General features: G+C 61.5%; 10 protein-coding genes. 4 read left to right on the top strand and 6 right to left on the bottom strand.

Annotated features, from left to right (window positions below):
- Position 1: 1 nt before the first annotated feature.
- Complete coding sequence (locus tag ACZ0AI_RS14665; RefSeq protein WP_463566153.1) at positions 2 to 2,329, bottom strand: Tex family protein; 2,328 nt, start codon at positions 2,327 to 2,329, stop codon at positions 2 to 4.
- 263 nt (positions 2,330 to 2,592) lie between these two features.
- Between ACZ0AI_RS14665 and ompR the strand changes: the two genes are divergently transcribed.
- From ompR to ACZ0AI_RS14650, 3 genes are all read left to right on the top strand, one after another.
- Positions 2,593 to 3,330, top strand: a complete 738-nt coding sequence (gene ompR / locus ACZ0AI_RS14660) for an osmolarity response regulator transcription factor OmpR (protein ID WP_131180899.1) — start codon at positions 2,593 to 2,595, stop codon at positions 3,328 to 3,330.
- 96 nt (positions 3,331 to 3,426) lie between these two features.
- On the top strand, positions 3,427 to 4,740 hold the full coding sequence (locus tag ACZ0AI_RS14655; RefSeq protein ID WP_463562494.1) for an ATP-binding protein: 1,314 nt from the start codon (positions 3,427 to 3,429) through the stop codon (positions 4,738 to 4,740).
- Between the two features lie 89 nt (positions 4,741 to 4,829).
- Complete coding sequence (locus ACZ0AI_RS14650; RefSeq protein ID WP_463562493.1) at positions 4,830 to 8,618, top strand: bifunctional diguanylate cyclase/phosphodiesterase; 3,789 nt, start codon at positions 4,830 to 4,832, stop codon at positions 8,616 to 8,618.
- A 6-nt stretch (positions 8,619 to 8,624) separates the two neighbouring features.
- Here the strand turns inward: ACZ0AI_RS14650 and ACZ0AI_RS14645 are convergent, their stop codons facing one another.
- From ACZ0AI_RS14645 to rimA, 4 genes are all read right to left on the bottom strand, one after another.
- Positions 8,625 to 9,521, bottom strand: coding sequence for a S66 peptidase family protein (locus tag ACZ0AI_RS14645; RefSeq protein ID WP_463562492.1), 897 nt, complete (start codon positions 9,519 to 9,521; stop codon positions 8,625 to 8,627).
- Positions 9,518 to 10,423, bottom strand: coding sequence for a 30S ribosomal protein S6--L-glutamate ligase (gene rimK / locus ACZ0AI_RS14640; protein ID WP_042554499.1), 906 nt, complete (start codon positions 10,421 to 10,423; stop codon positions 9,518 to 9,520). Before rimK ends, ACZ0AI_RS14645 begins: the two co-directional genes overlap by 4 nt.
- The gene (rimB, locus tag ACZ0AI_RS14635) at positions 10,420 to 10,887 is read right to left on the bottom strand and encodes a retropepsin-like aspartic endopeptidase RimB (RefSeq protein ID WP_442963975.1); all 468 of its coding nucleotides are present in this window, start codon (positions 10,885 to 10,887) and stop codon (positions 10,420 to 10,422) included. Before rimB ends, rimK begins: the two co-directional genes overlap by 4 nt.
- 82 nt (positions 10,888 to 10,969) lie before the next feature.
- On the bottom strand, positions 10,970 to 11,752 hold the full coding sequence (rimA, locus tag ACZ0AI_RS14630; RefSeq protein ID WP_463562491.1) for a S6 modification regulatory phosphodiesterase RimA: 783 nt from the start codon (positions 11,750 to 11,752) through the stop codon (positions 10,970 to 10,972).
- Between the two features lie 109 nt (positions 11,753 to 11,861).
- On the opposite strand from rimA, the gene ACZ0AI_RS14625 reads away from it, so the two are divergent.
- Entirely contained in the window at positions 11,862 to 12,275 is a 414-nt protein-coding gene (locus ACZ0AI_RS14625; protein ID WP_463565943.1) for an RNA-binding S4 domain-containing protein, read from the top strand.
- 6 nt (positions 12,276 to 12,281) lie between these two features.
- On the opposite strand, the gene ACZ0AI_RS14620 is transcribed toward ACZ0AI_RS14625, so the two are convergent.
- A complete protein-coding gene (locus ACZ0AI_RS14620) occupies positions 12,282 to 13,073 on the bottom strand; it encodes a phosphatase PAP2 family protein (protein WP_463562490.1) in 792 nt (263 codons plus the stop codon).
- Between the last annotated feature and the right edge of the window lie 124 nt (positions 13,074 to 13,197).

Below are 13,197 nucleotides of genomic sequence, written 5' to 3'. Positions count from 1 at the left end.
ATCACTTCCTCAGTTGCTTGGCATTGGCGAATAGCGAGGCCATGGCGGCATTGGCCGGTGCAGGCTTTTCCTGGCCGGAGTGACGCTCACTGCGCGGTGCCTGGCCGCCTTTGCCGCCACCCTGGCGAGCGCCACCACGTGGGCCCTCGACTTTCTCGCCGGGGGTGTCGCCCATGCGCATCGACAGAGCAATGCGGTTGCGCGGGATGTCCACTTCCATGACCTTGACCTTGACCACGTCGCCGGCCTTGACCGCCTCGTGCGGATCCTTGATGAACTTCTCGGACAGCGCCGAAATGTGTACCAAGCCGTCCTGATGGACGCCAATATCGACGAAGGCGCCGAAGTTGGTCACGTTGGTCACAACGCCTTCGAGGATCATCCCCAGCTCGAGATCCTTGAGGGTTTCCACGCCTTCCTGGAACTCGGCAGTCTTGAATTCGGGACGCGGGTCGCGGCCAGGTTTTTCCAGTTCGCTGAGGATGTCGCCGACAGTTACCAGACCGAACGTCTCGTCGGTGAATTTTTTCGCATCCAGGCGCTTGAGAAACCCACCATCACCGATCAGTGAGCGGATATCACGGCCGGTATCGACGGCAATGCGTTGCACCAGCGGGTAGGTTTCCGGGTGCACTGCCGAGGCGTCCAGCGGGTTGTCACCGTTCATCACGCGCAGGAAACCCGCGGCCTGTTCGAAGGTTTTATCGCCGAGGCGTGGGACTTTCTTCAGCGCGTCACGGGTCTTGAAGGCACCGTGGGTATCGCGGTGGGCAACGATGTTCTGGGCGAGGGTCGCGTTGAGGCCGGAGATGCGCGCAAGCAGTGCGCTAGAGGCGGTGTTCACGTCTACGCCAACGGCGTTCACGCAGTCCTCGACCACGGCGTCCAGGCTGCGCGCCAGCTTGAGCTGCGAAACGTCGTGCTGGTACTGGCCCACGCCGATGGATTTCGGGTCGATCTTCACCAGTTCGGCCAGCGGATCCTGTAGACGGCGAGCGATGGACACGGCGCCACGCAGGGAAACGTCGAGATCCGGGAATTCCTTGGCAGCCAGTTCCGAAGCCGAATACACCGACGCTCCGGCTTCGCTGACCATGATCTTGGTCATCTTCAGGCCTGGATATTTCTTGATCAGCTCGATGGCTAATTTGTCTGTCTCGCGGCTGGCGGTGCCGTTACCGATGGCGATCAGATCGACACCGTGCTTGGCGCACAGTTTGGCCAGCACGTTGAGGGTGCCGTCCCAGTCGTTACGCGGCACGTGGGGGTAGACGGTTGCGGTATCCAGTACCTTGCCGGTGGCGTCGACCACGGCCACTTTGCAGCCGGTGCGCAGGCCCGGGTCGAGGCCCAGGGTGGCGCGCGGGCCGGCCGGTGCGGCCAGCAGCAGGTCGTGCAGGTTACGGGCAAAAACGCTGATGGCTTCGTGCTCGGCGCCTTCGCGTAGTTCGCCCAGCAGGTCGGTTTCCAGGTGCGTGTAGAGTTTGACCTTCCAGGTCCAGCGCACCACTTCGCCCAGCCATTTGTCGGCGGCGCGACCCTGGTTGGAAATGCCGAAACGCTCGGCGATCATGCCCTCGCACGGATGCAGGGTGCCTGGTAGTTCTTCGCCAACTTTGAGGCTGGCGCTGAGGATGCCCTCGTTGCGGCCACGGAAAATCGCCAGGGCGCGGTGTGAAGGGGCGCCCTTGAGCTTCTCGTCATGCTCGAAGTAGTCACGGAACTTGGCGCCTTCCGCTTCCTTGCCGGCAATCACGCGGGCGCTGAGGGTGGCGTTGTCCTTGAGGAAGCCGCGCAGGTTAGTGAGCAGGCTGGCGTCCTCGGCAAAACGCTCCATGAGGATGTACTTGGCGCCCTCGAGCACTGCCTTGGTGTCGGCGAAGCCTTTCTCGGCATCGATAAAACGCACCGCCTCGGTTTCCGGGGTCAGGTTCTGGTCATTGAACAGTGCGTCTGCCAACTCGCCGAGGCCGGCCTCCAGCGCGATCTGGCCCTTGGTGCGACGTTTCTGCTTGTAGGGCAGGTAAAGGTCTTCGAGGCGGGTCTTGGTATCGGCGAGGTTGATTTCACGGGTCAGCTCGGGGGTAAGCTTGCCCTGCTCCTCGATGCTGGCGAGGATGCTGGCGCGACGCTCGTCGAGTTCGCGCAGGTAGCGCAGCCGTTCTTCCAGATTACGCAGCTGGGTATCGTCGAGACTGCCAGTAATTTCCTTACGGTAGCGTGCGATGAACGGCACGGTGGAGCCTTCGTCGAGCAGTGCGACGGCAGCGGCGACCTGTTGCGGGCGTACGCCCAGTTCTTCGGCGATACGGTTGTTGATGCTGAGCATAGAAAGAAGAATCCACCCTGAAACGACGAAAACCGGCCTCGCTCATGATTGGCCGGATGATAAAGCGGCGCATTATAGCCATGCATGAAGGCGCGCATGCCACGCCACAAGCTGCTGTCAGACTGTGAAAGTCAGTTAAGTGCGCCAAGGGCAGCGAAAAATCTGCTAACAATGGACAATACGTGGTCTATACGGCCTCTGAGCCATAATGCCGCGTTGAAGTCGGGCGCGTCGCGTCGCGGATTCTCGATCAAGGAGCCCCTATGAGCAGCACTGCAGCACAACCGGTCGAAGGTGAGAAAATCCTGATTGTCGACGACGATGCCCGTCTGCGGCGTTTGCTCGAGCGTTTCTTCGACGAGCAAGGCTATCGCGTACGTGCGGTGGAGAATGTCGAGCAGATGGATCGACTACTGTCGCGCGAACTGTTCAATCTGGTGGTTCTCGACCTGATGCTACCCGGCGAAGATGGCCTGAGCGCCTGCCGCCGCCTGCGCGCCTCGAACAATCAGGTGCCGATCATCATGCTCACCGCCAAGGGCGACGAGAGCAGCCGTATCCAGGGCCTGGAACTGGGTGCCGACGATTACCTAGCCAAACCATTCAACCCGCGTGAGCTGCTGGCGCGGATCAAGGCCGTGCTGCGTCGTCAGGCACCGGTGGTACCGGGCGCACCGGGCAGCGAGGACGAGAGCGTCACTTTCGGTGACTATGAACTGTCCCTGGCGACCCGAGAGTTGAAGAAGGGCGAAGAGGTACACATGCTCACCACCGGTGAGTTCGCCGTGCTCAAGGCGCTGGTGCAACACGCCCGCGAGCCGCTGACCCGTGACAAGTTGATGAACCTGGCGCGCGGTCGTGAGTGGGATGCGCTGGAGCGTTCCATCGACGTGCAGATTTCCCGTTTGCGCCGGTTGATCGAGCCGGATCCTTCCAAACCACGGTATATCCAGACCGTCTGGGGCGTGGGCTACGTGTTCGTGCCGGACGGCAACAAGTAACAGTTCGTACGGCAAAACCTATCTAGGAGCCAGCTTGCTGGCGATCCTTGCACCCTGATCGCCAGTTAGCTGACACCTACGGATTGTGTGTTCTCCATGAAAGCCCCACTGTGGTTCCCGCAAAGCTTCTTCTCGCGCACCCTCTGGTTGGTGCTGATCGTCGTGCTGTTTTCCAAAGCGCTGACCCTGGTTTATCTGATGATGAACGAGGACGTGCTGGTCGACCGTCAGTACAGCCACGGTGCCGCATTGACGCTACGCGCCTATTGGGCGGCTAATCCCGAGGATCGGGCCAATATTGCCGAGGCTGCTGGCCTCAAGCGGGTGCCGCGCACCGAGGTGCCAGCCAGCGAGGAGCACTGGCCCTACAGCGAGATCTTCCAGCGGCAGATGCAGTCCGAGCTTGGCCCTGATACTGAAACCCGCGTGCGTGCCAAGAGCCCGCCTGCCTTGTGGGTGCACGCGCCGACGCTGGGCGATGACTGGCTGCGCGTGCCGCTCTATCCCCATCCGCTGCGCGGTCAGCGTATCTGGAGCGTACTGGGTTGGTTCCTCGGTATCGGCTTGCTTTCTACTGCGGCCGCCTGGATTTTCGTGCGCCAGCTCAGCGCGCCACTCAAGCGCCTGGTATTCGCCGCCCGGCAGTTTGGCCAGGGACGCAGTGTGCGCTTGCCAGTCAGTGATACGCCAAGCGAGATGACCGAGGTCTATCGGGCCTTCAATCAGATGGCCGAGGATGTCGAACAGGCGGCCCGCGAGCGGGAACTGATGTTGGCCGGTGTTTCCCATGATCTGCGTACGCCCTTGACGCGCTTGCGTCTGTCGTTGGAATTCCTCAATAACGACTCCGAACTGACCGACGACATGGTGCGTGATATCGAGGATATGGATGCCATCCTCGATCAGTTCCTGGCCTTTATCCGCGATGGTCGAGACGAACCGGTGGAAGAGTTGAATCTGCCCGAGCTTATCCGCGAAGTGGTGGCCCCTTACAACCAGAAACAGGAGCAGGTGAGCCTGTTTCTGGAAGCGGTGCCCGCATTCCCGTTGCGCCGAGTCTCGATCAAGCGGCTGATCGTCAACCTGATCGAAAACGCCCTGCGCTATGGCGGCAGTGCCGTGGAAATCGTTCTCTCGGTGGCCGATGACCACAGTGCACCCTATGTGGTGCTCAGCGTGATGGATCGCGGCAACGGCATCGACCCGAGCGAGCTTGGCAACATCGTCAACCCGTTCATACGCGGTGACCGTGCGCGCGGTGGCCAAGGGGCTGGACTTGGTCTGGCTATCGTCAAGCGCATTGCCTCATTACATGGAGGGAGCGTCGAGCTGCGCAACCGCATTGGCGGTGGCCTGGAGGCGCGGATATGCCTGCCATTGGGGCTGCTGCTGCCGCGCGACGCAGCGTGATTCTCGGCTAGGCTTTATTTCGAGGCAGGCAGCTGCCCAGTGCACGCTGGCTGATTTATGCTGTACTGGCGTATCGATATGAGGTCTGCATGCCCCCCACTTCCGAGCGCCTGCCGTTCTGGACATGGTGGTTGCCGCTCCCGGCGCTCCACCTGGCCACTCTGCTTTCCCTAACCACCCAGTTCGAGGGTGGCATAGCAATCCTGTATCTGCCTTTTGCCCTGGGTTTGGTGCTGACGCTCTGGTGGGGGCCGCGCGTGCTGTTTGCGCTTTACGTCAATGCGATGCTCTGTGTGCCCCTATGGGGGCTCGATTGGCACTGGGCTCCCGTGCATGCACTACCGGAGACAATGGGCGTTGCGTTCTGTTATCTGCTGTTGCGCTGGCGGCCATTCGATGCGGCCTTGCCAGATATCAGCCATTTGCTGCGCTTCATCCTGCTGGGCGTATTGCTACCTGCGGCGCTGACGTGCTTGTCATTGTTGGGCACATTGTTACTGTTGGGCAGCCTATCCGCCTATGCGGCGCCGCAGGTGGCACTCACTATGTGGCTGGCCGATAGCCTGACCGCGCTGGTTATCTCGATTCCGCTGCTGACCTACGTTACCCCGTGGTTGCGTCGTCGTGGCTGGTTGATGCACGTTGAAGGCATTCTGGTGCCGCTGCTGCGCGTGCCCGAGGTGCTGCGCTTGGTGCCATCCAAGTCACTGCTTGTGGTCTTGCTGATCTGTTTGCCGGTTCTTCTGGAGTTTCTGCCGCTGCCCCTGAAGCTGCCGTTGATTGGCTTGGTCATGCTGAGCCTGGCGCTGGTGTGGGGCTTTGCCGGTGCTTTGTGCGGTGCCGCGATGAGCGTGCTGAGCATTCTCGCACTGCCCTGGTTTCATGGCGTGGCTTCCAATGCCAGCTGGATCGAGCCGCAGCGGCTGGAGCTGCACTTCAGCATTCTGCTGTTTACCCTGGCGGCCATGTTGGTGGGGCGTAGCCTCAGTGATCTGCGCCTGGCGCTCGTCCGTAGCGCAGCGATGCAGCAACAGCTTGCGTTGGCCAACCTAGCGCTTGACGCCAGCCCGCTCGGGGTGGTGATCGCCGATGCCAGGCGCGAAGATTTACCGCTGATCTACTGCAACCCGTCGTTCGAGCGGATTACCGGTCGTGATGTGCAAGGCAGCCTGGGGCTAAGCCTGCGCCGGTTGCTGCGCGATGACCGGCGACATGACGAGATGCGGGTGTTGGAAACGGCTATCCGCCGTGGCACCCCGGGTAATGCGGTGCTGCACCTGCAGCGCAAGGACGGTCAGCCGTTCTGGAGTGAGGTGATTCTGGCGCCGATGCATGATGAGTCGGGGCTCAGTCATTTCATCGTCATGCAGCAGGATGTCAGTGCCCGTGAGCAGTTGGCCCAGGAGGTAACTCGTCAGCGTGAGGAGCTGCTTCAGCAGAGCCACCTGTTCAGCCAGACAGAAGACCTGGCCAATATCGGCGGTTGGGTGCTCAACATGCACGATATGAGCATGTACTGGAGTGCTGGCTGCTTCACGATCTATGAATTGGATCCGCGAAAGGCAGCGCTTACCTTCGACGAATCGGTGAGCCGGTTCGATGCCACCGGGCAGGCGTTGGTTTATCGAACCCTGCAGGAGATGATCGAGGGCGGTGAGCGTTTCGACCTCGAAGTACGAGTGACCACCTTTCTTGGCAAGACACGCTGGATTCGCCTGCGTGGTGCTGCTGAGAGAGATGGTACGCAATTGGTTCGTCTGTATGGCGCCGTTCAGGACATCACTGCGCGGCGCCGTACTGAGCAGCAGTTGCGCGAGCGCGATGATCGCCTGCGGTTGTTCTTCGAGGCGCCTCTGATCGGCATGGCGTTGATCACGCCTACGTTTGGCTGGGAAGAGGTCAACCTCAAGCTGTGCAGCATTCTCGGGCGCAGCCGTGAGCAGTTATTGGACTGCAACTGGGAAAGTATCAGCGTCGCTGATGATCTTGAGATCGAACAATTGCTGCTCGATGATGTGCTGCAATGTAGCCGGGAAGGCTTCGAGCGTGACCGGCGTTTCCTGCGCCCCGATGGCAGCGAAGTACAGACGCGGCTCAACTTGCGCGCCGTGCGGCGTGGCAACGGTGCCATCAGCATGTTCCTGCTGCTGGTCGAGGACATCAGTGCGCGCTTCGAGGCCGAAGCGCGCTATCGCACCATCGTCGAACATGCCCCAGAAGCCATCTTGCTGTACACCGAGGATGGTGGAATGGTCGATTTCAACGAGAACGCCCTGCGCATGTTCGCCTGTCGCCGCGAAGATCTGCTCCGCCGCCTGCCCTTCGAATTGAGCCCCCTGCGGCAGCCTAGCGGGGCGCTGTCGGCCCAGGCCGGCAAAGGGTATGTCGAGGCTGCCCTGCAGGGTGATGCACCGGTGTTCGAATGGACGCACCGCGACAGCAGTGGGCGCCATTTTCCTTGTGAAGTACGCCTGGTACGTCTGCCGGGCGAGCCGGTGCTGATTCGCTGTAGCATCTCTGATATATCGGAGCGCCAGCGCTATCAGCGGGAAATCGAACGCCTGGCTTACAGTGATGAGCTGACAGGGTTACCCAATCGCCGTCTGCTGCTCGATCGCCTGCAGCACGCCATGGATCGTGAAATGCGTGAGGGCAGCCTGGGCGCCTTGTTGTTTATCGATCTCGATCATTTCAAAAACGTCAACGATAGCCTCGGCCATCTGGTGGGGGACAGTCTGTTGCGTGAGGTCACGACGCGTTTGGCCAGCCAGTTGCGTCCTGAAGACACGCTGGCGCGAATGGGAGGGGATGAGTTCGTCGTGCTGCTCGAAGCACTGGATGCCAATGCTCAACTGGCAGGTGAGCAGGCAGCCCTGACGGCGGAGAGGTTGCTCAAGAGCCTTGAGGCACCCTGCCTGATCGACGGTCATGAATTGTCGGTCAGCGCCAGTATCGGTATTGCCCTGCATCCATTCGGCGCACAGAACGCCGCTGATGTACTGAAACAGGCGGATACCGCCATGTATCGGGCCAAGCAGGCAGGCCGCAATGCCCTGCATTTCTTTGCACCGGAAATGCAGGCTGCCATCGATCAGCGGTTGCAGCTGCAGGGTGAGTTGCGCCAGGCGATCTCGCGCAACCAGCTGTACCTGGCGTTCCAACCACAGCTGCGACTCACCGATGGCAGTGTCATCGGCGCCGAAGTGCTGGTGCGTTGGGCGCACCCTGAACGTGGCGAGATAATGCCGGGTCAGTTCATCCCCCTGGCCGAGGAAACCGGGCTGATTCAGGACATCGGCAACTGGGTGCTGGAGCAGGCCTGTGCAACCCTGCAGCGCTGGTTGCCGGAGCGACCACAATTGGTGCTGGCGGTTAACCTCAGCCCGCGTGAGCTGCGCAGTCGAGGTTGTGTTGCTCGGGTCAGCGGTTGCCTGCAACGCTATGCAGTGCCTGCCGCAGCGCTGGAACTGGAGCTTACCGAGGGTGTTCTGCTCGAGGATGTCGAGCAGTGCATCGCCAATATGCAGGCGCTCAAGGTGTTGGGTGTGCGCTTCTCCATCGACGATTTTGGTACCGGCTACTCATCGCTCACGTATCTCAAGCGGTTGCCGCTGGATCGGTTGAAAATAGACCGCAGCTTTACCCAGGATCTCGGTAATGGTGATGCCGGTAGCAACGTGATGCTGGTCGAAACCATCCTGATGATCGCCCGTAATCTTGATCTGGAATGCGTAGCCGAAGGCATCGAGACGGCTGAGCAGCTCGAGCACCTCAAGGCGCTGGGCTGTGAGTTCGGCCAGGGCTACCTGTTGGGCAGGCCAGTGGTCGAAGCGGACTTTCTGGCCAGGCTGGACACGCCGTTGCGGGTGCTTCCCTAGGCCGCGTTACCAGGCAAGACTCGCGCCCTGCAGGCGCGCCTGGCGGCGGTAGGGCCAGGCAAGATTGAGATCGCCGTGGCCGCTGGGCAAGTTGCCGTATAGCGGAATATCGAACGGCGCAAGGTACTCACCGATGATTTCCTCGATGCTGTGCTGCACACCGCGTCGCGGGCAGTCGGTGAAGCTGCCCAGGCATATCGCTGCCGGGCGCCGCTCGCCGAAGCTTTCGAACAGCTGCCAGAAACTGCGCTCCAGGCGGTAGTAGGGCTCGCCGACGTCTTCGAGAATGAGGATGGCATCGTTGGGCAGTTGCATGCCAGCGACGGTGCCACAGCCGCTGGCCAGTGCGGTGAGGTTGCCGCCAACCAGCGAGCCTTCAACGGCAGATTGCGGGCCGCTGATATGGCGCACCGGCAGTGAATGGCTACGGCCTTGCAACAGATCCCATAGCGAGCGCATGGAGGCCAGGCGCTCGCGCTGGCCGCTCGGTGCGGATAGCGTCTGCAGACCAAGCGCAGTAGTGACCGGGCCGTGAATGGCGGGCAGCCCATTATTGCCGAAGGCATCGAGCAGCAGCGACAGGTCGGAATAGCCGATCAGCGGGCGCGGGCTGGCTTTCTGCAGCAGCGTCCAGTCGACCCCTGGCAGCAATTGCGCGCAGCCGTAGCCGCCGCGCAGGCACCATACGGCGTCGATATCCGGCAGGCTGAACGCTTCGTGAAGGTCATCCAGACGCTGCGCAGGCGTGCCGGCCAGGTAGCGATGGCGGGCGCGCGCATTGCGGCCCAGGTGGTAGTCGATGCCCTGCACCTCGAGCTGCGCCAAGGTCGCTTCGAATACGTCGTCGGCGATGGCCGAGGCGGGAGCGATCAGCGCCAGGCGGCCTGCGAATGGTTTACTCATCCTTTACCCTTGGTTCGCGTCAGGTTGGGGCCGCCGTTCTTCTCCAGGAACTGGATGATCATCCCGGCGACGTCCTTGCCGGTGGTCACTTCGATACCTTCCAGGCCGGGCGAGGAGTTCACCTCCATCACCAGCGGGCCGTGGTTGGAGCGCAGGATATCGACCCCCGCTACCGACAGCCCCATGACCTTGGCGGCGCGGATGGCGGTCATGCGTTCTTCCGGGGTGATCTTGATCAGGCTGGCGGTGCCGCCGCGGTGCAGGTTGGAGCGGAATTCACCGGGCTTGGCCTGACGCTTCATTGCCGCGATGACCTTGTCTCCGACCACGAAACAGCGGATGTCAGCGCCGCCGGCTTCCTTGATGTATTCCTGCACCATGATGTTCTGTTTGAGGCCCATGAAGGCCTCGATCACCGACTCGGCCGCCTTCTCCGTCTCGCAAAGCACCACGCCGATGCCCTGGGTGCCTTCCAGCACTTTGATCACCAGCGGTGCGCCGTTGACCATGTCGATCAGGTCGGGGATGTCGTCCGGCGAGTGGGCGAAGCCGGTCACTGGCAAGCCGATGCCGCGGCGCGACAGTAGCTGCAACGAGCGCAGTTTGTCTCGCGAGCGGGCGATGGCCACCGATTCGTTGAGTGGTACCACGCCCATCATCTCGAACTGGCGCAGTACCGCGCAGCCGTAGAAGGTCACCGAGGCGCCGATGCGCGGGATTACCGCGTCGAAGCCCTCCAGCGGCTTGCCGCGGTAGTGGATCTGCGGCTTGTGGCTGGCGATGTTCATGTAGGCCCGAAGGGTGTCGATCACCACCATTTCATGGCCGCGCTGCTGCCCGGCTTCGACCAGGCGGCGGGTGGAATACAGGCGCGGGTTGCGCGACAGCACAGCGATTTTCATTGGGCACCGCTCGGGTCGGGAAGCACGGGTTTGTCTTGTACATAAGTGAGCGCCGGATTGACCACCAGTTGGCCCTCGATCAGCGCTTTGGAGCCCAGCAACATGCGGTAGCGCATGGTCTTGCGGCTGGCCAGGGTGAACTCCACCGGCCACTGTAGATCGCCCAACATCAAACTAGTGCGAATTACGTAACGGCTCTGCGCCAGACCATTGGAGCTTTTGATGCTCTTGTAGGCGACCAGACGCGCTTCGCAACGATGACGACGCTGCACCTGAGTGCCGATATAGGCAGTGAACCGCACCCAGCGTTCGCCGTCGCGTTCGAATGGCTGGATATCGCTGGCATGCAGGCTCGAGGTGCTGGCGCCGGTATCAATCTTGGCGCGCAGGCCGATGATGCCCAGTTCCGGCAAGTTGACCCATTCGCGCAGGCCGATCACGTTGAGGTGGTCGAATGTTTTCAAGCAGGAATTCCGTAGCGGCTGAGGTCGGCAATGAGGCGCTTATGGTACTGAAATGAGCCGCTTTGCGCGCCTGTCAGCGAGTCTAATCCGTCGCCGGCCAGGCTGCCTCTGCGATTGCCGGTAGGCCTTTGAACAGTGGCTTGGCGAACAGGTAACCTTGCATCAGATCAATCCCGCTGGCGGCCAAGAAGTCCCGCTCTCCTGGCGTCTCTATCCCTTCGGCGATCACCTGGATGTTCAGGTCACGGCAAATGGCGATGATGCCGCGCACGATGGCCTGGCGCGCCTTGTCCTGATCGACACCGCGCATCAGCGCCATGTCCAGCTTGATCAGATCAGGCTGAAAGTCGGCAAGCAGGGTAAGGCCTGAATGCCCGGCGCCGAAGTCGTCGATGGCGGTCTTGAAACCGAACTCCTGATACTGACGCAGGATATGGGTCAGGTGCTTGCTGTCGCGCATGTGATCGCTTTCCAGCGTCTCGAAAATCAGCCGATCCAGCGGGAAATTATGTTGGCGAGCCGCTTCCAGAGTGCTGCGGATGCATAACTCGGGGCGGTACACGGCATTGGGCAGGAAGTTGATCGACAGATAAGTGTCCATGCCTAATTGCGTCGCTTCGGCAATCGCCTGGGTACGGCAGCGCTGGTCGAAACGGTAGCGGTTGTCGTCGTTGACGCGTTCCAGAATGCTTAGCGCACCTTCACCTGCCGTGCCGCGAACCAGTGCTTCATGGGCGAACACCTGCCGAGTGCGGATGTCGACGATGGGCTGGAAGGCGAAGTTGAAGTCGAAATCCAGCTGCGGACTACTCTGGCAGCCGCGACATTTTTCGGGATGGGTGAGATCGCTGGGAAAATGGGTCACTGCTGCTCCGATATAGCGGTTGCACGATCAATGCTTGTATCCGTATGACAATATGGACAGGCTGATGTGGCAGCAAAATTGTGATGGCAATTCAATCTACAGTGAGGTGATGGTGGCAAAGCAGGATGCCGATGACAAGGTACGTTTGGACAAGTGGCTGTGGGCCGCGCGCTTCTTCAAGACGCGTGCGCTGGCCAAGGCGGCGATCGAAGGCGGCAAGGTGCATTGCCGTGGCGAGCGTTGCAAGCCGGGCAAGGAGCCGAAAGTAGGCGAGGAGTATGTGATTCGCACCGGTTATGAGGAGCGTACGGTGACCGTGCAGGCGCTCTCCGTGGTGCGCCGCGGCGCACCAGAGGCCCAGACGCTGTATGCCGAGACCGGCGAGAGCATCGTGCGGCGCGAGTTGGCCGCGGAGCAGCGCAAGGCTGGCGCCTTGGGCGTGCAAACCGATGGGCGGCCCAGCAAGAAGCAGCGCCGGCAGCTTTTCTACCTGCGCGGCGGCTCCGGCGATTGGGTGGAGTAGTCGGGGTCAGCGCGCGCTGATCACGCTGAACGATCCCAGCAATGGCACTCTTGCCAGGCTGCGCATCAGCGGCAGCGTCACACGCTCTATTGCCGCGCTGGCGCGGAAGGCCAGCGGGGTGTAGCAACTCCAGGCGATTCCCAGGACGCTGAGCAGCACGCCGCCGACCAAGGCGTCCGCACCCCAGTGGGCCCCGGCGACCAGGCGCGGCATCGAGCCGATTAGCGCGACCGCCCAGACCAATGCCCGACGCCAGCCGCTGACGAAGAGGCTGCAGAATATTGCCCAGATCATCAGCACCGAGGCGTGATCACCGGGGAAGCTGCGGCTGGCGCTGTCCTTCAGATCCCAGCGTTCTTCCCAGGCCGGGAACATTTCGGTGAGTCGCGCGCTGCCTTCCACCAGCAGCGAGGGGCTGGCGTGCTGCCAGCCCATGTACTCGACCAGATCGGCGAACAGCACACGCATCAGCAGCATGACAGTCAGCGCCACCAGAAACGCATACAGCCCAGTGCGTACCTGGGCGGCCGGAAATACCAGGCCGGCGCGCAGCATGATTGCTAGCATCACCAGGCCCACACCCGCGTCTACCGGGCGCATGCTGCCGATGGCCCAGATGTGCGCCCACATGCCGCCGGCATGTACCGGGTCGTTGAGCAGGTGGAACAGCCACAGATCGAACTGATTCCAGTAAATACGAGTCACCGGCCATAGCCAACTGGCGAACAGGAGGACGATAAGCAGATGGCTGATGATCAGGGCGCGAGGGCGCCATTGGGCATTTAAACTGAGGTGCATGGCGGAAGGGCTTTCGAGGAAAACCGCCGATTCTAGGCAGCCTGGGCGCCGCCTTGGTGCCTTTCAGGCTCTCGTTCAGCCTTCGTTCAGCGGGGCGCACCTCAGCCGTTCTTCGCATTCAGCT

It is taken from the genome of Pseudomonas sp. AC355, assembly GCF_979258205.1.
Note: the sequence above shows the minus strand (reverse complement) of the source record. Positions and strands in the feature narration are given on the sequence as shown.